Origin of the sequence: Kitasatospora sp. NPDC017646, from assembly GCF_044329365.1 — a bacterium.
GTDB lineage: Bacteria > Actinomycetota > Actinomycetes > Streptomycetales > Streptomycetaceae > Kitasatospora.
Window position 1 is genome coordinate 23735 of the sequence record NZ_JBIRJC010000024.1, and the last position, 18816, is coordinate 42550.

The 18816-nt window shown below is 71.8% G+C and carries 21 protein-coding genes; 1 reads left to right on the forward strand and 20 read right to left on the reverse strand.

Annotation, left to right across the window (positions count from 1 at the left end; translation table 11 throughout):
- Positions 1-209: 209 nt before the first annotated feature.
- From frr to rpsB, 4 genes are all read right to left on the reverse strand, one after another.
- The gene (gene frr, locus ACH4J0_RS29595) at positions 210-767 is read right to left on the reverse strand and encodes a ribosome recycling factor (RefSeq protein WP_380417258.1); all 558 of its coding nucleotides are present in this window, start codon (positions 765-767) and stop codon (positions 210-212) included.
- Between the two features lie 96 nt (positions 768-863).
- Positions 864-1628, reverse strand: coding sequence for a UMP kinase (gene pyrH, locus ACH4J0_RS29600; RefSeq protein ID WP_030056790.1), 765 nt, complete (start codon positions 1626-1628; stop codon positions 864-866).
- Between the two features lie 261 nt (positions 1629-1889).
- Positions 1890-2729, reverse strand: coding sequence for a translation elongation factor Ts (gene tsf, locus ACH4J0_RS29605; protein ID WP_396243688.1), 840 nt, complete (start codon positions 2727-2729; stop codon positions 1890-1892).
- A gap of 129 nt (positions 2730-2858) precedes the next feature.
- Positions 2859-3701 (reverse strand): 30S ribosomal protein S2, encoded by an 843-nt coding sequence (rpsB, locus tag ACH4J0_RS29610; RefSeq protein WP_396243689.1) that lies wholly within the window; start codon positions 3699-3701, stop codon positions 2859-2861.
- A 645-nt stretch (positions 3702-4346) separates the two neighbouring features.
- On the opposite strand from rpsB, the gene ACH4J0_RS29615 reads away from it, so the two are divergent.
- The gene (locus tag ACH4J0_RS29615; RefSeq protein WP_396243690.1) at positions 4347-4922 is read left to right on the forward strand and encodes a murein hydrolase activator EnvC family protein; all 576 of its coding nucleotides are present in this window, start codon (positions 4347-4349) and stop codon (positions 4920-4922) included.
- Positions 4923-5002: 80 nt separating this feature from the next.
- Here ACH4J0_RS29615 and ACH4J0_RS29620 read toward each other — a convergent pair whose 3' ends face one another.
- The 16 genes from ACH4J0_RS29620 to rpsP form a co-directional block, all read right to left on the reverse strand.
- Complete coding sequence (locus tag ACH4J0_RS29620; protein WP_396243736.1) at positions 5003-5602, reverse strand: TetR/AcrR family transcriptional regulator; 600 nt, start codon at positions 5600-5602, stop codon at positions 5003-5005.
- A gap of 110 nt (positions 5603-5712) precedes the next feature.
- On the reverse strand, positions 5713-6585 hold the full coding sequence (whiG, locus tag ACH4J0_RS29625; RefSeq protein WP_396243737.1) for an RNA polymerase sigma factor WhiG: 873 nt from the start codon (positions 6583-6585) through the stop codon (positions 5713-5715).
- Positions 6586-7191: 606 nt separating this feature from the next.
- Entirely contained in the window at positions 7192-8439 is a 1248-nt protein-coding gene (gene dprA, locus ACH4J0_RS29630; protein WP_396243691.1) for a DNA-processing protein DprA, read from the reverse strand.
- Positions 8436-10145 carry a YifB family Mg chelatase-like AAA ATPase gene (locus ACH4J0_RS29635; RefSeq protein WP_396243692.1) on the reverse strand — a complete coding sequence of 570 codons (1710 nt, stop codon included), beginning with the start codon at positions 10143-10145 and terminating at the stop codon, positions 8436-8438. Before ACH4J0_RS29635 ends, dprA begins: the two co-directional genes overlap by 4 nt.
- Position 10146: 1 nt before the next feature.
- Positions 10147-10650, reverse strand: a complete 504-nt coding sequence (locus tag ACH4J0_RS29640; protein ID WP_396243693.1) for a YraN family protein — start codon at positions 10648-10650, stop codon at positions 10147-10149.
- A gap of 170 nt (positions 10651-10820) precedes the next feature.
- Positions 10821-11147, reverse strand: a complete 327-nt coding sequence (locus tag ACH4J0_RS29645) for a DUF2469 domain-containing protein (RefSeq protein ID WP_030056781.1) — start codon at positions 11145-11147, stop codon at positions 10821-10823.
- Positions 11148-11202: 55 nt separating this feature from the next.
- Entirely contained in the window at positions 11203-11676 is a 474-nt protein-coding gene (locus ACH4J0_RS29650) for an NUDIX hydrolase (protein WP_396243694.1), read from the reverse strand.
- Positions 11677-11788: 112 nt separating this feature from the next.
- Positions 11789-12544: a signal peptidase I gene (lepB, locus tag ACH4J0_RS29655; protein WP_396243695.1), complete on the reverse strand. Its 756-nt coding sequence runs from the start codon at positions 12542-12544 to the stop codon at positions 11789-11791.
- 145 nt (positions 12545-12689) lie between these two features.
- Positions 12690-13694, reverse strand: a complete 1005-nt coding sequence (gene lepB, locus ACH4J0_RS29660; RefSeq protein ID WP_396243696.1) for a signal peptidase I — start codon at positions 13692-13694, stop codon at positions 12690-12692.
- A gap of 242 nt (positions 13695-13936) precedes the next feature.
- Positions 13937-14689, reverse strand: coding sequence for a signal peptidase I (lepB, locus tag ACH4J0_RS29665; RefSeq protein ID WP_396243697.1), 753 nt, complete (start codon positions 14687-14689; stop codon positions 13937-13939).
- Between the two features lie 208 nt (positions 14690-14897).
- Positions 14898-15860 (reverse strand): signal peptidase I, encoded by a 963-nt coding sequence (lepB, locus tag ACH4J0_RS29670; protein ID WP_396243698.1) that lies wholly within the window; start codon positions 15858-15860, stop codon positions 14898-14900.
- A gap of 77 nt (positions 15861-15937) precedes the next feature.
- Positions 15938-16288: a 50S ribosomal protein L19 gene (gene rplS, locus ACH4J0_RS29675; protein WP_030243502.1), complete on the reverse strand. Its 351-nt coding sequence runs from the start codon at positions 16286-16288 to the stop codon at positions 15938-15940.
- Positions 16289-16442: 154 nt separating this feature from the next.
- The gene (gene trmD / locus ACH4J0_RS29680; protein ID WP_396243738.1) at positions 16443-17261 is read right to left on the reverse strand and encodes a tRNA (guanosine(37)-N1)-methyltransferase TrmD; all 819 of its coding nucleotides are present in this window, start codon (positions 17259-17261) and stop codon (positions 16443-16445) included.
- 110 nt (positions 17262-17371) lie between these two features.
- Positions 17372-17932 carry a ribosome maturation factor RimM gene (gene rimM, locus ACH4J0_RS29685; protein WP_396243699.1) on the reverse strand — a complete coding sequence of 187 codons (561 nt, stop codon included), beginning with the start codon at positions 17930-17932 and terminating at the stop codon, positions 17372-17374.
- Between the two features lie 160 nt (positions 17933-18092).
- Positions 18093-18332: an RNA-binding protein gene (locus ACH4J0_RS29690; protein WP_030056773.1), complete on the reverse strand. Its 240-nt coding sequence runs from the start codon at positions 18330-18332 to the stop codon at positions 18093-18095.
- Positions 18333-18334: 2 nt separating this feature from the next.
- On the reverse strand, positions 18335-18763 hold the full coding sequence (gene rpsP / locus ACH4J0_RS29695) for a 30S ribosomal protein S16 (RefSeq protein WP_196946892.1): 429 nt from the start codon (positions 18761-18763) through the stop codon (positions 18335-18337).
- Between the last annotated feature and the right edge of the window lie 53 nt (positions 18764-18816).

Below are 18816 nucleotides of genomic sequence, written 5' to 3' on the forward strand. Positions count from 1 at the left end.
ACCCTGGTGGGCGGCGGCCTGGCCGCCCGGGTGGCCGGGGTGCCCCGGGAAGGGCCGGCCCTGGCCCGGCGCCGGATGCTCGCCGTACCCCGGCGCCGGATGGGCCAGGGTACGGGTCGCCTGCGGCTGCGACTGCGGCGCCGGGCGGTAGGGCTGGAACTGCTGGTCGGACGGGCCCCAGTAGCCAGGGGCGTCAGGGGCGTCGTTCATCAGACCTCGAGCAGCTCGGCTTCCTTGTGCTTCAGCAGCTCGTCGACCTGGGCCACGTACTTGGCCGTGGTGTCGTCGAGCTCCTTCTCGGCGCGGCGGCCGTCGTCCTCGCCGACCTCGCCGTCCTTGACCAGCTTGTCGATGGCGTCCTTGGCCTTGCGGCGCACCGAGCGGATCGAGACCTTGGCGTCCTCGCCCTTGGTGCGGGCGATCTTGATGAACTCGCGGCGGCGCTCCTCGGTCAGCTCGGGCAGCACCACCCGGATGATGGAGCCGTCGTTCGACGGGTTGACGCCCAGGTCGGAGTCGCGGATGGCCTGCTCGATGGCCTTCAGCGCGGTCTTGTCGAACGGCGAGACGACCGCCATCCGGGGCTCCGGCACCGAGAACGAGGCCAGCTGGTTGATCGGCGTCACGGCGCCGTAGTACTCGGCGACGATCTTGGCGAACATCGCCGGGTGCGCGCGGCCGGTGCGGATGGCCGCCAGGTCGTCCTTGGCGACGACGACGGCCTTCTCCATCTTCTCCTCGGCCTCGAGGAGGGTCTCTTCGATCACTGTGATCTCCCTGTCCGGTTCATCTGCTGTTGTCCCGACCGGTGTCGGCATCGGGGCCGGTCGCGGCGGACGCCGTCCCGTACGGCTGGCTGCTGCTCAGGCCCGGACAGAATCCTGGCTGATGAGTGTGCCGATCTTCTCACTCTTCACCGCACGCGCGATATTGCCCTCCGCCAGCAGTTCGAAGACCAGCATCGGGAGGTTGTTGTCCTTGCACAGCGTGATCGCGGTGAGGTCGGCGACCTTGAGGTCGCGCGCGATGACCTCGGAGTACTCCAGCGCGTCGAACTTCACCGCGTCCGGGTTGGTCCGGGGGTCGGAGTCGTAGACGCCGTCCACGCCGTTCTTGCCCATCAGCAGGACGTCGGCGTGGATCTCCAGGGCGCGCTGGACGGCCGTGGTGTCGGTGGAGAAGTACGGCATGCCCATGCCGGCGCCGAAGATCACCACACGGCCCTTCTCCAGGTGCCGGACGGCCCGCAGCGGCAGGTACGGCTCGGCGACCTGGCCCATGGTGATGGCGGTCTGGACGCGGGTCTCGATGCCTTCCTTGACCAGGAAGTCCTGCAGCGCCAGGCAGTTCATGACGGTGCCGAGCATGCCCATGTAGTCCGAGCGGGCCCGGTCCATGCCGCGGACCTGAAGCTCCGCACCACGGAAGAAGTTGCCGCCGCCGATGACCACCGCGACCTCGGTACCGGCGCGGACGACGGTGGCGATCTCACGGGCGATCGCGTGCACGACGTCCGGGTCGACGCCGAGCCCGCCGCCACCGGCGAAGGCTTCACCGGACAGCTTGAGCAGCACCCGGCGACGCGAGCCCGCCTTGGGGTCCTGCGCGGTCTCCTGCGTCTCCTGCATGGACTTCTCCTTTTTGCACCTGCTGGCTCACAGGCCTGGGTGTGCGGATACCCGGCCTGCGCGTACACGCGAGGAGGCCACTGCCGCGGGAACCGGTTCGGTGTCCTGCACGGCAATGGCCTCCTCGTCGTTCATGGTGCCGAAGCGGCCCGCCCATGGACGGTTGGCGCTGGGTGAGCCCGTTCGGCGTTCCCCCCGCCCTGGTCAGCGGGCAGGGGCGGTTCCCAGCCTAAGGGGGCCGGGGACCAGGTGGAACGTGGCTCAGGCGCCGACGCGGAAGCGGGCGAAGCGCTTGAGGCTGACGCCGGCCTCCTCGAGGACCTTGGCGACGGTCTTCTTGTTGTCCTTCGCGAAGGCCTGCTCCAGGACGGAGTTCTCCTTCACGAAGCCGGTGACGCGACCCTCGACGATCTTCGGCAGGGCGGCCTCCGGCTTGCCCTCCTCGCGAGCGGTGGCCTCGGCGACGCGGCGCTCGTTCTCCAGCTCCTCGGCCGGGATGTCCTCGCGGGACAGGTACTTCGGCGCGAAGGCGGCGATGTGCTGCGCGACGTCCTTGGCGACCTCGGCGTTCTCCTTGTCCAGCTCGACCAGGACACCGACGGCCGGCGGCAGGTCGGGGCTGGTCTTGTGGAGGTAGACCGCGACGAAGCCGTCACCGTCGAACTGGGCGAAGCGACGGAAGACGATCTTCTCGCCCAGGGTCGCGTTGGCCTCGTCCACGAACTGCTGGACGGACTTCCCGGCCTCGATCTCGGAAGCCAGGGCGGCGTCCAGGTCGGCCGGGGCGCTCTTGGCGACGTGGGCGGCGATCGCGTCGGCGACCTTGACGAAGTTGTCACCCTTGGCGACGAAGTCGGTCTCGCAGTTGAGCTCGACCAGAACGCCGGACTTCTTGTCCTCGGCGATCAGCGCGGCGACGGCGCCGTTGGAGGCGTCACGGCCCTCGCGCTTGGCAACGCCCTTCTGGCCCTTGATGCGCAGGAGCTCGACGGCCTTCTCGACGTTGCCCTCGGCCTCGTCCAGGGCCTTCTTGCAGTCCATCATGCCGGCGCCGGTGAGCTCACGGAGCTTCTTGACGTCCGCGGCGGTGAAGTTCGCCATGGTGTGAATCTCTTCTCGCGTCTCGCGTGTCTGCGTGGGGATGCGCCGGGACCGATGGTTCGGTCCCGGCGCGGGAGAGAGGGGCACCTGCCGGTGTCGTACCGGCGGGTGCCCCTCACCCTTGGTACGTCAGGCCTGCTCGGCCGGCGCCTCGGCGGCGGCGGGAGCCTCGGCGGCGGGGGCCTCCTCGGCCTTCTTCTCGCCCTCGATGAGGTCCTTCTCCCAGTCGGCCAGCGGCTGGTCGGCGCCCGGCTCGGCCTTGGTGTCGCCCTTGGCGACACCGGCGCGGGCCTTCAGGCCCTCGGCCACGGCGTCGGCGATCACGCGGGTCAGCAGGGTGACGGAGCGGATCGCGTCGTCGTTGCCCGGGATCTTGTAGTCGACCTCGTCCGGGTCGCAGTTGGTGTCGAGGATGGCGACGACCGGGATGTTGAGCTTCCGGGCCTCGCCGACCGCGATGTGCTCCTTCTTGGTGTCCACGATCCAGACGGCGCTGGGAACGCGCTGCATGTCGCGGATACCGCCGAGGGTCTTCTCCAGCTTGTCGTGCTCGCGCTGGAGGACCAGGAGCTCCTTCTTGGTGAGACCGGAACCGGCCACGTCCGAGAAGTCCAGCTCGCCGAGCTCCTTGAGGCGCTGCAGACGCTTGTAGACGGTCGAGAAGTTGGTCAGCATGCCGCCGAGCCAGCGCTGGTTCACGTAGGGCATGCCCACGCGGGTGGCCTGCTCGGCGATGGCCTCCTGGGCCTGCTTCTTCGTGCCGACGAAGAGGACGCTGCCGCCGTGGGCAACGGTCTCCTTGATGAACTCGAAGGCGCGGTCGATGTAGTTCAGCGACTGCAGCAGGTCGATGATGTAGATGCCGTTGCGCTCGGTGATGATGAAGCGCTTCATCTTCGGGTTCCAGCGGCGGGTCTGGTGACCGAAGTGGACGCCGCTCTCCAGCAGCTCCCGCATCGTGACGACGGCCATGGCCGTTCTCCTCAGGTGTTACGGCCCGGCTGCGGCGCTCCCGCGGGGGGGTTCCCGTTGGGCGATCGCCTACGGCCGGGTCAGGCTCGGTTTTGTCCGTGGCGGCCAGGTGACAGCCACGCCTGACGCCCCGATCGTGCCGAGCCGCTTCCACCCGCTCGGTCCGGGGACCGGTCGGGCTCGGCGGACCGAGCGGCACTCGCACCTGGCGGGGCTGCGGAAGAACCGCGTCCGGCCGCCGGTGGCGGGGCGTGCGAAGTCGACCCGGTGGACCGGGTCGCGTGTGAAGTGTACGGGAAGCGCCGAGCGGCGAGCGACTTCACGGGCGCCGGAGGGCCTGCGGCCGGGCAAGTGGCCGGGCTGTGGCCGGACCGCAGCCGGGGCGGCGGCCGGGCGGCAGTCGGGGCGGCGAAGGCGGGCGGGAAGCTTCGGGAAACGGCTGCGGCGGCCGGCGCCTCGCCGGTCGGAGAACGGTGGCCGACGTGTCGGCGGTTGCCCTCCGACCGGTCCTCGTCCGCCGTTTGTACACCGGATGGCGGCATCCGTACACCCGTCGGGGGGATGGTGGACGGGCGCCGGGGCGGTTTGTCCACAGGTATCCGGAAGTGGGTGGCGGGGGAGGCGACGTACGACCAGCCTCGGGGCATGACTGGGCGCAGTGGAGTTCGGCGGGTGTGCACCGGGGTGGTGCTGGCAGTGGCACTGGCCCTGGTGGGTGTCGTGGGGGTACCGGCGGCAGGGTGGGCGGCCGACGGGTCCGGTGGGAGTGGCGCTTCCGGTCGGGATGCGGCGCGGGCCTGGCCGGTGGGCGGCCCCGACGGGGTGCTGAGGCGGTTCGAACCGCCGCCGAAGCCCTGGGCGGCCGGGCACCGGGGTGTGGACCTCGCTGCCGCGCCCGGGGCGGAGGTCCGGGCGGCAGCCGCCGGTGTGGTCACGTTCTCCGGGCTGGTGGCGGGGCGGCCGGTGGTGACCGTCGCCCATCCGGGCTCCGGCACTCCCCCACTGCGGACCACCTACCTGCCCGTCACCGGCACCCTCCCGGTCGGCACCGCGGTGACCGCCGGTCAGGTGATCGGGCGGCTCGCCCCGGACGGACGGCACTGCGGCGCGCACGACTGTCTGCACTGGGGACTGCTGCGCGGCGGCCGTTACCTCGATCCGCTGGCCCTGCTCGGCGCGGGCCGGGCCCGGCTGCTGCCACTGGGCGGCGCAGGGGCGTAGCCGGGGTCCGGAGGGGAGGGGCCGGGAGGGGAGGGGAGGGGAGGGGCGGGGGCGGCCGGGTAGAGCGTCCGGCCCGTGCTTCAGCCGCGGTCGAGGCCTTGTGGCGCGAGGCCGTGCAGTGCCAGGGCGACGGCGGCATCGGCGATTGCCTCGGCGGACTCGACCGGGCAACCCCCGCGGCCCCCTGCGGTGAACTGCTCGGCCCGGCGGACGGCCCCCTCCACGACCCCTTGCAACAGTGCCGCGGCGAGCCGGGGCCGCTCGTGACCGAGGTCCTCCAGGGCCTGGACGACCAGGCCGACGAGTCCCGCGTGCGCCGCCCGGATGCGCTCGCGCGCAGCCTCGTCGAGTTCCACCGCCGAGATGGCCATCACCGCGCGGTGCCTGGGGTCGTCTGCCAGCGCCAGCTGGCCCCGCACGTACGCCTCGATCCGTCCGGCGGCCGTGTCGCAGCTCGCCATCCCGGCCTCGATCTCGGTCGCCCAGAGCGGGAAGTCCACCTCGCACAGCGCCTCGACCACGGCGGCGCGGGAGCGGAAGTACTCGTACACCGAGGAGCGCGCCAGCCCGGTGCGGGCCGCGAGCGAAGGGAAGGTGAGGGCCTCCATGCCACCCTCGATGAGCAGGGTGCGGGCAGCGTCGAGGAGGGCTGCCCGTTGCAGCTGGCGATGCTCGGCCACCGTGGCCGCTCGGATCTTCGGCACGCTCCCACTGTACGGAGCCCTACTTACGGCCGGTACGGCGCCGCGCATTCGAGCGGGGAGCGCCCGCCGGGGGGCTCGGGCGCCCGCTACCGGATCTCCGAGAGCTTGGCGCGCAGTTGGAGGACGGACTTGGTGTGGATCTGGCTCACCCGGCTCTCCGTCACCCCCAGCACCTGTCCGATCTCGGCGAGGGTGAGGCCCTCGTAGTAGTAGAGCGTCACCACGGTCTTCTCCCGCTCGGGGAGGGTGTTGACCGCCTGGGCCAGCAGTCTGCGCAGCTCGCGGTCCTCGGCCACCTCCACCGGGTCGTCCGCGCCGTGGTCCTCCAGGGTGTCCATCAGGCTCAGCCGGTCGCCGCCCTCCCCCACCGGGTGGAGCAACTCGTCCAGGGCCACCACGTTGGCGAGCGACAGTTGGCTGAAGATCGCGTGCAGGTCCTCGATCGCGATGCCCATCTCTGCCGCGACCTCGGGCTCGTGGGGAGTCCGGCGCAGCCGGGCCTCCAGCGTCGCGTACGTCCGTTCGACGGCCTTCGCCTTCTGCCGCACCGAGCGGGGGATCCAGTCCAGGGCGCGCAGCTCGTCGATGATCGCCCCGCGGATGCGGCTGATCGCATAGGTCTCGAACTTGATGGCGCGGTTGATGTCGAACTTCTCGATCGCGTCGATCAGCCCGAAGACCCCGGAGGAGACGAAGTCGGCCTGCTCCACGTTGGAGGGCAGACCGACTCCGACCCGGCCCGCCACGTACTTGACGAGTGGTGAGTAGTGGAGGATCAACTGCTCCCGCAGCCGCTGGTCGCCGGTCTCCTTGTACGAGCGCCAGAGCTTTTCGAGCGCGCTGCGCCCCTGGGCAGCGGCATCCCGGGCGTCCGCGCCCTCGTTCGCACCGGCCCGCTCCCGGCGGGGCCGGGACACCGGTGGGGAGGTGGCGTCCGGGGCGGGGGCGCTCGAGGGCAGGCAGGGGGCGCGCTCGACGGCTGCACCGCCGGGCGTGTCCGCCTCGGCGACCACCCCGGCACCGGGGGGCGCTCCGGCGCCGTGCACCGGCTCCGCACCGGGGGGCGCTCCGGCGCTCGGAGCAGCGTCGGCGCCGGGGGCCGCGTCGGCGCCGCTCGGAGCAGCGCCGGCGCCGGGGGCCGCGTCGGTGTCCCTGGTCGCGTCGGCCGGCTGGCCCGGCAGCACCGCCGGTCGGCCGCCCTGGCGCGACAGGCCTCCCATCGTCCCCGCCGACTTGGGCGGGAACTCGGTCACGGGGCGCCGCTCGGTCCGCGGCCCTCCCGAGGACCGGGCGCCACCGGTCACTCTGTGTCCGGGAATGTGTGTGGGCATACGTTGGTCTGCGCCGTTCTGCCGAGTCATGTGCTGATAGGGAAGGCATGTGGAGCGTAGCGTGACCAACTCGCTGCAAAGCGCTACCGCCACTCGGTCGTCCCCCGATCCGGTGGCCCTCGTGCTCCGGATCCGGCCACACGAGCGGAAGAACCGGATCAGCAGCTCAGCCGGACCAGCCGGACCGTCCCGGCTCATCTCCCCCGGGCGCACCAGTGTTCGCTTTTCCGACGATCACCTCCTCCGCACCACGCGCCAGTGCGCACCGTGTCGCTCCACGAACCCGAGTGAGACCAACTCGTAGAGCCGCTGCAGGACTTCGTCCGGCGGGAGCCCGGACTGGCGGGCCAGTCGCTCGACCGGAGCGCCCTCCGCCGTGGCCGGGACGGCTTCCAGCACGCGGGCCACCGCGGGTTCCAGCAGATCCCTCGGCAGCACCGGGCCGCTGCGCTGCGGGGCCAGGTCGTCCCCGATCGCGCCGACCAGCTCGGTGATCTCGGCCGCGTCGGTGACCAGCGTCGCGCCGCCGCTGCGGATCAGGGCGTGCACCCCGGCGGAGAGTTCCGAGGTGACGGGGCCGGCCACGCCCATGGTGTGGCGGTTGAGGTCGCGCGCCCGTCTGGCCGTGCTCAGGGCTCCGCTGCGCAGCGCCGCCTCGACCACCACGGTGCCTCGGGTCAGGGCCGCGATGACTCGGTTGCGGAGCACGAAGCGGAAGCGGTTCGGGTGTTCTCCGGGCGGGAGTTCGCTGACCAGCAGGCCCTGGACGCCGATCCGCCGGATCAGTTCGGCGTTCCCCTTCGGGTAGGCCACGTCCACCCCGCAGGCGAGCACGGCGACGGTCATCCCGCCGACGGCCAGCGCTCCGCGGTGGGCCGCCGCGTCGATCCCGTAGGCGGCTCCGGACACCACGACCCAGCCCCGCTCGGCCAGCTGGGCCGAGAGCTCGCCCGCGACGTGGGCGCCGTAGGCCGTGCAGGCCCGCGAGCCCACGACCGCCACCGAGCGGAGGGCGAGCAGCCGCAGCGAACAGGTGCCGGCCGTCCACAGCCCGATCGGGCGGCCGTCGCCCAGGTCGTCCAGTTGACTGGGCCATTCGGTGTCCCCCGGAATGATGAAGCGTCCACCGATGTCCCGTACCCGTTTCAGGTCGTCCGCCGGGGCCAGACCCGGGAGCCGCGCCTGGTAGGCGGCCAGCCGGGCGGAGTCCAGCCCGGGGTGGTCGGGGACGGTGCCGTCCCTGATCGCCCGGACCACGTCCACGGCCGGGAGCTGGGCGAGCCAGCGGCCGACCACCGCGTCGCCGGGTTCGCTGAGCCGGTTGAGCAGGACCCGGGCGAGACGCTCCGGCTCGGCTGCGGCCGGCGGACCGGCCGCGGCCGCGCGGGGTGCCTGGGGCGATTGGGTAGCTCGGGGCACTTGGGGTGACTGGGGGGCTTGGGGTACTTGGGCTGTCTGAGGGTGTCCCAACAGCTGCTTCATACCGCCTCCTCGTTGTTTGTCGGGGGTTCCGTCCGCGTTCCGGGCCGGTCATCGTCCGGGCCGCTCCGGCGCTGGGCCGGGATGCTCCCGAGTGGGCCGTGGGCGCGCTCGGAGAACGGGAGGCCCTGCTCGACGCCGGTGCGCAGGACCAGGGCGGTGCGCACGTCCCGTTGGTCCGGCCGGTCGCGGCCGGCCAGATCGGCGACCGTCCAGGCGACCCGGAGCACCCGGTCCAGGCCGCGGGCGGTCAGCAGTCCGCGTTCCAACTGACGGGCGGCGTCGTTGAGCGCGCCGGCCGCCAGCTGCCAGCGCGTCCGCAGCTCATGGCCGGGCACTTCCGCGTTGGTCCGCCAGGGGGTGTGCTCCAGCCGGGCCGCCGCCCGTTCCCGTGCGGCCAGCACCCGGGCCGCGACGGTCTCCGTGCTCTCCGCCGTGGCGTCCCGCTCCATGAGCTCGATCCTGGTCACCGGGGCGACCTGGACCTGGAGGTCCACCCGGTCCAGCAGCGGCCCGGAGAGCCGCCCCTGGTACCGGCTGACCATGGCCGGGGTGCACTCGCAGCCCTCGCCCCGCCGCGAGTACCGGCCGCACGGGCAGGGGTTCGCGGCCAGGCACAGGAGGAACCGAGCCGGGAGCCGGAGCGATCCGGCCGATCGGGCGATCACCACCTCGCCCGACTCCAGCGGCTGGCGCAGCGCGTCGAGCACCCGCACGGGAAACTCCGGCGCCTCGTCCAGGAACAGCACGCCCCGGTGGGCGAGGGACACCGCCCCCGGTCTCGGCAGGCCGCTGCCGCCGCCGACGATCGCGGGCATCGTGGTGGAGTGGTGCGGGGCGCAGTACGGCGCGGTGCCGATCAACGGGCGCCCGACCGGGAGCAGGCCCGCCACCGAGTGGACGGCGGTGACCTCCAGCGCCTCCTTCTGGGTCAGCGGCGGGAGCAGCGAGGGCAGCCGCTCCGCCAGCATCGTCTTTCCCGCGCCCGGCGGCCCCTTGAGGTAGAGGTGGTGCCCTCCCGCGGCGGCGATCTCCAGGGCTCGCCGGGCCTCGTACTGACCGGCCACGTCGGCCATGTCGAGGCGCAGAGTCCGCTCGTCGGGCAGGCCCCGGACTCCCGCGCTGGGGAGCATCAGGCCGGCCATCAGCGAATCCGGCCGGCCGCCGATCGGGTCGGGCGGCTCCTCCGGTTCCGCCGCCCCGGTCAGGACGGCGACGAGCTGGCGCAGGGTGCGGACCCCGATCACCGTCACCCCGGGAACGAGCGAGGCCTCGGACGCCGTCTGCTCGGCGACCACGACCCGTTCGTACCCGGCGTCGGCGGCGGCCAGCACCGACGGCAGCACCCCGCGGACCGGCCGCACCCGGCCGTCCAGTCCCAGCTCGCCGATGAGCAGCAGGTCGGCGATGGAGGAGGGGTCGAGCCGCTCGGCGGCGGCCAGCACGGCGCAGGCCACCGCGAGGTCGAAGCCGCTGCCGCTCTTGGGCACCGAGGCGGGGCTGAGGCCGACGGTCAGCTTGCGCTGCGGCCAGGCCTCCCCGCTGTTGCAGATCGCCGCGCGGACCCGGTCGCGGGCCTCGGTGAGTGCCTTGTCGGGCAGGCCGACCAGGGTGAACGCGGCCACCCCGGGCTCCAGATCGGCCTGGACCTCGACGATCACTCCGTCGACCCCGACCAGCGCGACGGAACAGGTACGGGCGAAGGCCATCTCAGACCACCCCCCGCAGGTGGTCGACCAGGGCCGCACCCCGCGCCCGGTTGACCACGGCCACCAGATCGATCCGTACCCCTCCCGGCGGGGCGGGCGGCCACTGCGGATCGGACGGCCCGGGGTCGTACCCGGGCCCGGCCAGCCGGGCGAAGTGCCCGGGCCAGCGCTCGGCCAGCCAGCGCTCGGCGAGCCGTTGCAGCCGGGCGGCCTTGGCCCGGTCGATGGCCTCGCTGGGTTGTTGGAAGCCCCGCTCGGAGCGGGTCTTCACCTCGCAGACGGCGACGGTGTCGCCGTCGAGGGCGACGATGTCCAGCTCGCCCTCGACGCAGCGCCAGTTGCGGTCCAGGATGCGGAGCCCGGACTCCGCGAGGTGGCGGGCGGCGACCCGCTCCCCGTAGCGGCCGAGCGCGTTCCTGGTGCTGCGGTCCGGCTCGGCTGCGCCGTCCGTCCCGGTTGCGGCCGCGTTCGGTACGGCCTGGTCCTGCACGATGGTGTTCTGCATGGTGGGACCACCTCCGCCGAGGAGGCTGCACCACCGTGCTCGCCGGGGCCGGGAAATTCCGGCTCCCTGTGGATAACTCGGCCCTGTGGATAACTCTTGTCACCCGCAGGAGTGAGAAGCCCTCGTCAGGCGAAATTCGGCTGGACAACGCTGGACTGAGTCGTCCAACGTCAGTTCCCGAAGCCGGACTCGTCCGAGGGCAGCTCCAGATCGCTCTTCGCGAGTTCCTCGATGTTCACGTCCTTGAAGGTCAGCACCCGGACCTTGCGGACGAACCGGGCCGGCCGGTACATGTCCCAGACCCACGCATCCGCCATCGACACCTCGAAGAACACCTCGCCCTGGACCGAGTGCACCTGCAGCTCGTAGTCGTTGGTGAGGTAGAACCGTCGCTCGGTCTCGATCACGTACTTGAACAGGCCGACGACGTCCCGGTACTCCCGGTAGAGCTTGAGCTCCATCTCGGTCTCGTACTTCTCGAGATCTTCGGCACTCATCCAGGCGTCCCCTCAACTTGTCACGTCCACCCATTGTGGACCACCGCACCCACGCTCAGAGCCGTACCGGATCGACCGGCGGGCCCTCTGCCAGCAGTCGTCCCAGGAAGTCCGCCAGTCCGGCCGGGTAGACCGTCTCGGCCGTCCCCCGCAGTTCCTCGACCGTCCACCAGCGCGCCGCGAGCAGCTGGGCGTGCTCCTCGTCCCCGATGCCCGAGTGGTCCAGACCCGTCTTCGCGGTCCGGGCCAGGTGGAACCACTGCTCCTGTTCGTAGCACTGTCCCCGATAGGAGAACGACACCGTGCCGTACGCCACCAAGGGCCCCAGGTCCACACCCCGCAAGCCGGTCTCCTCCGCGAGCTCCCGCTCGGCCGCCTCGCGCACGCCCTCCCCCGCCTCCAAGCCGCCCCCGGGCGTGAACCACCACGTCTCGCCGGGCACCGCCGGGTCGGCGCCCAGGAAGAGGAGGATGCGGTCCAGCCCGTCCAGCAGCAGGATCCGCGCCGCCCTGCGACGCTGTGCAGTCATGGCAGCGCTCCACGCTCCTTCCGTTCGCATCGGTGGCGCTACCGATCCTGCCACCCGGCGCGCCCGTCCGGGGCGATGTTCGGCAGAGCGATCCGGCCGGCGACGCCCGCGTTCAGGAGCTGCGCCCCCGGCGGATCCGGCGCGTCAGGCCCGCCACCCCGCCCACTGCCGAGGTCAGGACGATCAGCGCCGCGCCCGCAACGCTCGCGCAGGCGGCCGGCTCCAGCGGCCCGGGCCCGGCGGCCTTCGGGCCCCCGAAACCGTCGAAGGCCGTGGTCCGGTCCAGCAGACCGGTCCGGCCGAAGGGCAGCAGGGTGGCCTCGACCCTGGCCTCGACCTCGGTGGCCGGGACGGTCCCGCCGTCGGCCTCCAGATGGGTGCGGGAGTCGAGCGAGCCGACCCGGTTGTCGCCGAGCAGGAACAGCCGTCCCTGCGGCACCGTCACGCTGAACGACTCGCCCTGGCGGCCCTGGGTAGCGAGGTACGGCTCGTCCACCGGCTGTCCGTTGACCGTCAGCCGGTGGTCGTCGGCGGTGGTGGCGACGGTGTCACCGCCGACCGCGACCACCCGCTTGACCATGAGCTCCCCACCCCAGGCCTGGTCGCGGAAGACCACCACGTCGCCCCGGCCGATGGCGCCGCCGTCGGTCTTGCGGGCGAGCACCGTGTCGCCGGCCTGGAGGGTCGGGTGCATCGAGGCGGTGGGGATCTTGTAGGGCCGGTAGTCGACCGCGATGAGGGCGAAGCCGCCGATCATCATCAGCAGCCCGAGCGCGAGCGCGACGCCCTGCAGCACCGCGGCGGGCCGGCGGCCGGGCCGGGCCGGCGCCTCCGGGCGATCGGCCGACTGTTCCGCGACACTGCTCATCGACACCGTCCACCTCTGGCCGACCGGAGAACACCACTGGCACGCCGGTGGCTCGGGCGCGAACGCCGACGGGCCGTGGCACGTCCGAGCAGATTACTCGTCGGTACCACGGCCCGCGCAAGAGTCGGGGACGACCGGGTGGAGCTCAGGACTCCTTCCTGCGCCCCTTCCGGTCCCGCACCCGACGCACCAGCGGGAGCAGGGCGACGGCACCCACCACACCGGCCACGGGAGGCGCGACCGGCGAGGCCGCCGCCAGGCCCGTCTGGTCGAAGGTGTCCGGCACCGGGAGCGTGGACCAGTGGCCCACCGGCCAGGCCACCACGAAGGCCCGCCCGATCACGTTGTCCACCGGCACCGCGCCGCCGCCCGGCTGGTCCATGTGGAAGCGGGAGTCCAGCGAGTCGGCGCGGTGGTCGCCCATCACCCAGATCCGGCCGTTCGGCACCTTGAGCGGGCCGAAGGGCTGCGTACCGCAGGGGGTGTTGCCCGGATAGATGTACGGCTCGTTGAGGGCGACGCCGTTGACCTTGACCGGCCCGTCGTCCTTGCACTCGACGGTGTCGCCGCCGACCGCGATGACCCGCTTGATCAGGTCCTTCTCGTTGGCGGAGGGCATCAGCCCGACGAAGCTGAGCACGTCCTGCACCCCGCGGACGAAGGAGTTGCTGCTCTGCTGGGTCGGCTCGTCGTTCAGCCAGCCGCCGGGGTCGTGGAACACCACGACGTCCCCGCGCTCGGGTTCGGATCCGAACCAGGGGGTCAGCTTGTCGACCAGGACGCGGTCACCGACCTGCAGCGTGTTCTGCATCGACTCGGACGGAATGGAGAACGCCTGAACGAAGAAGGTCTTGATCACCAGCGCGAGGATCAACGCGATGCCGATCAGGATCGGCAGCTCCTTGAGGAAGGAGCGCTGCTTCCGCGGCTTGGCCTGAGCCTCCGAATCCGACTCGTCCACCTGTTCGTTCTCCGGCTGCCGGGGCTCCGAAGGGCCGTCCGCCCCGGTGCCGTGCTCGTCGGCGGTCTGGGCGGCCGTGTCCTCGACCGGCGTCGACGGTGCCGAGGACTCGGCGGACCGGTTCACCCGGCCACCCGGGCCCTCGGGTTCCCCAGCGCCTGAGCGGGCACCGATCACCAAATCCCCCACAACGTCTCCTCCCTGCTGTGCGGACGCCCGCGCGCCCGCGTTCGGAGTGCCGCACAGCGGGCACCAACGCTCGCCACGACCATGAACGCCTCAGGGCTGCCCACGGCGGACTTCCCTGACACCAACCGGCCTCGGCGCACGGCCGGAACCACTCCCGGCCGCACCTGCACTTCTCTATCACTCCAGGGCATCCGGCTCGCGGTTCCACACGCGCTGTCCGGCCGTCCAACGGGCGGAACGACTCACTTCGGAGGCCGCGCCGGCCGACGAAAGACGAACGGAAGGATGCCCAACACACCCATAACGAGCGGAGGTTCCGTTGGAACCGGCCCAATGCCCATCGATTCCGGCGCACTTCCGCCGGGCTGCGAGGTCGCGGCGAGAGAGGAGAGTGAACTCGGTTCATCGAGTTGATGGAAGCGGCCCAGCGGCCAGGCGATCACGAACGCGCGACCGACCACATCGGTCAGCGGGACAGTGCCCTGGCCCGGATTGCCCATGTGGAAGCGGGAGTCGGCGGAAACGTCTCGGTGGTCCCCCATCACCCACAGGCGCCCCTTCGGCACCGTCACCTTGAACGGCTGCCGGGAGGGCGGGTTGCCCGGCGCGAGGTACGGCTCCTCCACCGGGTGGCCGTTGACGGTGAGCCGCCCCTGTGGGTCGCAGCACTCGACGGTGTCCCCGCCGACGCCGATCACGCGCTTGATCAGGTCCTGCTCGTTGTCGGAAGGCAACAGTCCGACGAAGGTCAGCACCTGCTTGGCCCCGGCCAGTACCGGACCGTCGTGGGACGGCTTGCGATCCTCCTCCAGCCAGCCGCCCGGGTCCTTGAACACCACCACGTCGCCGCGCTGCGGCTCACTTCCGAACCAGGGGGTCAACTTGTCCACCAGCACCCGGTCCCCGACCTGGATGGTCTGCTCCATCGAGCCCGAGGGGATCACGAACACCTGGATCATGAAGGTCTTCATCACCAGCGCCACCAGCAGGGCCACCAGGATGATCAGCGGGAATTCGCGCAGCAGCGAGCGCTTGCGCCGACGGGCCGCGCGTCGGGCAGTGCGACGGCGCTCGGCACGGCCTCGTACCGGCGCGACCGACCTGGCAGGCTCCGCGGAATCGGCGGGACCGAAGGATCCGGCGCGGGCACGGTCCGCCTCGCCCTCCCCCGGCTCAGGGGACGGGCGGTCGGCGATCCGGCCCCTACCCCTGGTCCCCATGACCACCCGTTCCCGTGACTGCGGTGAAGGCCGAGGGCCGGTCCAGGCCGGTCATCCGCGAGAACGGGTACACCACCCAGTCGGCCCGCCCGATCACCTTGTCCTCGGGCACGAAGCCGCCGCCGGGCTCCCCGAGGTGGTCGCGCGAGTCCCGGGAGGCGCTCCGGTGGTCGCCCAGCACGAACAGCTCGCCCGGTGGCACCACGACGTCGAAGGCCACGTCGGACGGCTGGTCGCCGGGGTCCAGGTAGGAGGTCTCGTCCACCGGGACACCGTTGACGGTGAGCGGCGCACCCGGGCCGGTGCTCCTCACCCGGTCGCCGCCGACGCCGATCACACGCTTGAGGTAGACCGTGTTCCCGGCGGGGACCAGCCCGAGGTCCCGGCCGAGCGAACGCACGTTGTCCCAGAACCCCGGCGGCTCGGCCGACTCGGGGAGGAAGGAGCCCGTCCCGTCGAAGACCACAACGTCGCCCCGCCGGGGGTGGCCGCCGAAGGCGTAGGCGAGTTGGTTGGCGATCAACCGGTCGCCGGGCTGGAGGGTGTCCTCCATCGATCCGGAGGGCACCGTGAACGGCCGGGCGACGAACGCGTTCACCAGCAGCAGGGCCGCCAGGCAGATCCCGACCAACAGCAGCAGGTCCCACGAACGCGAACGCCCGGGCTCGGACTCCTCGGACTCCTCGTCCTCATCGCCCTTCTCCGCCACCTCGGGCTGGTCCTCGCCCTGCTCCGGCCGCGCGCCGTTGCCCGGCCGCGCGCCGCTGTCGGGCAGCGAGCCCTCGCCCGGTATCGAGTCGCTGTCCGGCGTCGGGCCGTTCTTCGGCGTCGCCCGCCGGTCCGACGACGGCTCCGGCCCGGAAACGACCGCGGACCGCGACAGCGAGTCCGCACCGGTGGGTGCAGGACTGCCGTCGCGGTCCGCGGGTGGTTCGTGCGTGCTCATCGGGCGCTGAGCTTACCTTGCGGTGGCCCGGCCTTTCGGAGCGTTCCGATCCCCCGGCGTTGCCGGGGGCCGGTGGATCAGCGGTCGCGCTTCTCCTTGATCTTCGCGGCCTTGCCGCGGAGGTCACGCAGGTAGTACAGCTTGGCGCGGCGAACCGCACCGCGGGTCACGACCTCGATCTTCTCGACGACCGGGGTGTGCACCGGGAAGGTGCGCTCCACGCCGACGTTGAAGCTGACCTTGCGAACGGTGAAGGTCTCACCGACGCCGGCGCCGTGGCGGCGGATGACGACGCCCTGGAAGACCTGGACACGGGAGCGGTTGCCCTCGATGACCCGGACGTGGACCTTCAGGGTGTCACCGGCGCGGAAGGCCGGGATGTCGGTGCGCAGCGAAGCCGCGTCGACAGCAGCGAGCTTGTTGCTCATGTTGCTCTCCATCGCAGGCGCCACGGGCCGCCCACGGAAGTTCGTCACAATGGGGTTCGCTGCGGGCCGCATCGGCTGACGGCGATCCCCCCGTGGCGGGGGCGCCGGTCCACGTGCTCCCTACGGAAGGGAACCAGCGACAGACAGCAGCGGCTTATTCTTCCACACCGGCGGCCGCGGACCGAAATCGGCCGAGCTCCTCGTCCCAGGCCAGACCGAGGACGCTGAGTGCCGCCCGGTCCTTCTTGTCGAAGGCGCCGTACTGCCAGCGCTCGACCAGGTCGGGCCGGTTGGCCAGGGTGCGGGCGAAGGCCTGCTCCCGGCGCCAGCGGGCGATCTTGCCGTGGTTGCCGCTGAGCAGCACGTCCGGCACGGTCCGGCCGCGCCATTCGGCGGGCTTGGTGTAGACCGGGCCCTCCAGCAGGTCGGCCATCGCGCCGGGAGCGAAGGAGTCGTCCCGGTGGGACTCGGCGTTGCCGAGCACCCCGGGAAGCAGGCGGGCGATCGCCTCGACCATCACCAGCACCGCGACCTCGCCGCCGGCCAGTACGTAGTCGCCGATCGAGGCCTCGACCACCGGCATGCGGGTGGCCGCCTCCTCGATGACCCGGCGGTCGATGCCCTCGTACCGTGCGGGGGTGAACGCCAGCCAGGGGCGGCCGGCCAGCTCCTGGGCGAGCTCCTGGGTGAACGGGCGCCCGCTCGGGGTGGGCACGACCAGGGTGGGCACCTCGCCTGCGGGCCCGCCGGCCACGACCGCGTCCAGCGCCTCGCCCCACGGCTCAGGCTTCATCACCATGCCGGGGCCGCCGCCGTACGGGCTGTCGTCCACCGTGCGGTGCACGTCGTGGGTCCATTCGCGCAGGTCGTGGAGGTGTACGTCCAGCTGGCCGCGGGCCCGGGCCTTGCCGACCAGCGAGATGTTCAGCGGTTCCAGGTACTCCGGGAAGATCGAGACGACGTCGATCCGCATCCCGGACCGTACGCCCGGAGCGGCGTCCTGGCCGGCGTCCTGGCGACCGGCGTCCTGCTCGGCACTGAGGCCTGCGTCCTGCCCGGCTCCCTGGGGGCTCTGCTCGACGGTCACTCCGAACCCTCCGGCTCCTCCGCCGCGCTGCCGACGACCTCGGCCTGTTCGGGGTCGATCAGGCCGGCCGGCGGGGTGATCACGGCCCGCTGGTTCTCCAGGTCGATGGTCGGCACGATCTGGGTGACGAAGGGCACCAGCACCTCCGTCCCGTCGGCCTTCTTCACCGTGAGCAGGTCCTGGTACGGCAGGTGGACGACCTCGGTCAGCTCGCCGACCGGGGTGCCGTCGAGCAGCACTACGTTGAGGCCGATCAGCTGGTGGTCGTAGTACTCCTCCGGGTCGTCCGGACGCTCCTCCGGGTCGACCTCGGAGATGAGCAGGGTGCCCCGCAGCGCCTCCGCCGCGTTGCGGTCCTTCACGCCGACGAAGCGCAGCAGCAGCCGGCCGCTGTGCACCCGGCCGGACTCGACGGTCAGCGGTCCGGCCGAGGCGGGGTCGGTGAGCAGGACGGCACCGGGGCCGAGCCGGAGTTCCGGTTCGTCGGTGCGGACCTCGACACTGACGTCCCCCCTGATGCCGTGGGCGCGACCGATCCTGCCGACGACGAGCTGCACGGTGATCGTTCTCCTGGAGTTGCTGAGCGAGAAGTTGAGACGGGCGATGGGGCGGGTGGAAGGCAGAGACGGGCGAGCAGGGACAGCCAGCAAAAAAGGCCGACCGGGACGACATGCGTCCCGGTCGGCCTCAAGCCCGACGGCTGAACGAGCAGCTGCGTCAGCGAATGTTGTCCACGTCGACCAGGTCGACCCGGACGTTGCGACCGCCGAGGGCGCCGACCACGGTGCGCAGTGCGCGCGCCGTGCGGCCGCCCCGGCCGATCACCTTGCCGAGGTCATCGGGGTGCACCCGCACCTCGATGGTGTTGCCCCGACGCAGGTTGCGCGAGCGCACCTGCACCTCGTCGGGGTGCTCGACGATGCCCTTCACCAGATGGTCGAGGGCGTCCTCGATCACGATCAGGCCTCGGCGGCGGCGTCGGCCTCAGCCTCGGCCTTGTCCGACTTCTTGGCCTTCGGGGTGATGGCGACACCGGTGGTGGCGTCCTCGAAGCCGGCGACGGCCTTCGCGAACAGGTGCGAGAAGTCCTCGACCTTCGGCTCGGCGACCTTCAGCGGCTCCGGAGCCGGCAGGCCCTTGAACTTCTGCCAGTCGCCGGTCAGCTTGAGGATGGCGAGCACCGGCTCGGTCGGCTGGGCGCCGACGGACAGCCAGTACTGGGCGCGGTCGCTGTCGACCTCGATCTTCGAGGGGTTGTAGGTCGGCTGGTAGATGCCGATCTCCTCGATCGCGCGACCGTCACGCTTGGTGCGGGCGTCGGCGACGACGATGCGGTAGTGCGGGGAGCGAATCTTGCCGAGACGCTTCAGCTTGATCTTGACTGCCACGGGAGTGGATTCTCCTGGTGTTGACGTGGGTGAGCAGCTCGCCGTCCGCGTGG

Bases quoted from the DNA above. Each gene is read 5' to 3' on its own strand.
- ACH4J0_RS29650 (WP_396243694.1), bottom strand. From the start codon at position 11,676: ATGACTGCACAGCGTCGCAGGGCGGCGCGGATCCTGCTGCTGGACGGG.
- lepB (WP_396243695.1), bottom strand. From the start codon at position 12,544: ATGAGCAGTGTCGCGGAACAGTCGGCCGATCGCCCGGAGGCGCCGGCC.
- tsf (WP_396243688.1), bottom strand. From the start codon at position 2,729: ATGGCGAACTTCACCGCCGCGGACGTCAAGAAGCTCCGTGAGCTCACC.
- pyrH (WP_030056790.1), bottom strand. From the start codon at position 1,628: ATGCAGGAGACGCAGGAGACCGCGCAGGACCCCAAGGCGGGCTCGCGT.
- ACH4J0_RS29635 (WP_396243692.1), bottom strand. From the start codon at position 10,145: ATGGCCTTCGCCCGTACCTGTTCCGTCGCGCTGGTCGGGGTCGACGGA.
- lepB (WP_396243698.1), bottom strand. From the start codon at position 15,860: ATGAGCACGCACGAACCACCCGCGGACCGCGACGGCAGTCCTGCACCC.
- ACH4J0_RS29640 (WP_396243693.1), bottom strand. From the start codon at position 10,650: ATGCAGAACACCATCGTGCAGGACCAGGCCGTACCGAACGCGGCCGCA.
- dprA (WP_396243691.1), bottom strand. From the start codon at position 8,439: ATGAAGCAGCTGTTGGGACACCCTCAGACAGCCCAAGTACCCCAAGCC.
- rplS (WP_030243502.1), bottom strand. From the start codon at position 16,288: ATGAGCAACAAGCTCGCTGCTGTCGACGCGGCTTCGCTGCGCACCGAC.
- rpsB (WP_396243689.1), bottom strand. From the start codon at position 3,701: ATGGCCGTCGTCACGATGCGGGAGCTGCTGGAGAGCGGCGTCCACTTC.
- ACH4J0_RS29615 (WP_396243690.1), top strand. From the start codon at position 4,347: ATGACTGGGCGCAGTGGAGTTCGGCGGGTGTGCACCGGGGTGGTGCTG.
- ACH4J0_RS29645 (WP_030056781.1), bottom strand. From the start codon at position 11,147: ATGAGTGCCGAAGATCTCGAGAAGTACGAGACCGAGATGGAGCTCAAG.
- trmD (WP_396243738.1), bottom strand. From the start codon at position 17,261: ATGCGGATCGACGTCGTCTCGATCTTCCCGGAGTACCTGGAACCGCTG.